The sequence below is a fragment of the Frankia sp. CoWAU3 genome, assembly GCF_977971855.1.
This window is the reverse complement of record NZ_CDWWXB010000045.1, coordinates 7268-7920: the sequence shown is the minus strand read 5'-3', so window position 1 is coordinate 7920 and position 653 is coordinate 7268. Positions and strand designations below refer to the sequence as shown.

The 653-nt window shown below is 73.5% G+C and carries 1 protein-coding gene; it reads right to left on the bottom strand.

The annotated features are described in order from the left end of the window. Window positions 1–110: 110 nt before the first annotated feature. Window positions 111–653: ABC transporter substrate-binding protein (locus AC08ON_RS06765; protein ID WP_476616642.1), on the bottom strand; the 543-nt coding region annotated here is incomplete at its 5' end.

The window sequence follows — 653 nt, the reverse complement described above, 5'->3', positions numbered from 1 at the left end:
GAACCAACCACCGTTCACCCGCTCCGGACGGTTCACCCGCTCCGGACGGTTCACCCGCTCCGGACGGTTCACCCGCCGCCCCGGACGGTCCGCTGGCGGCGGAGAGCCACTCACGTGGTGGGGAGTGTGCGTGAGGCCGGAGGCGTCCGAGGCTGCGTGGTCGTGGGCGTGGGCGTGGTCGCGGTCGTCCCCGGCGAAGTCCGAGACGCTATCCCCGGTCGGCTGGTGAACAGCCGGGGATGGGCGAACGGTGCCCGCGCCGACTCACGGGGCCAGACCGTCCGGGAGGCACCGGCCTGCCACTGCACGATCGGGATCTGGTGGCCGACCTGGAGCCCCGTCGCCTCGTCCAGCCGGAAGCGACCGAGCAACGTGGTCGTGTCGATGCCCCGGGCGGCGGCGAGCACGGAGGCATCCTGCACGCCTCCGCAGTAGCGAATGGCCCGTCCCAGGATCAGCCCAGTGACGTAGGCCCAGGCCGCCGTTTCGGTCGGCGCGACGCCGTGCAGGGCGGTGAAGTCGGCGGTGAACTCCTGCGCGGTCGGGCCGGTCGCGGTCGGCTGGGTGCTCTCGGGCATCCAGCTGCCCGGCGCCAGCAGCTGCTCGCGCAGGTCGCCCAGGCTCGCGGTGGCCTGCGCACTGACGGCCGTGGA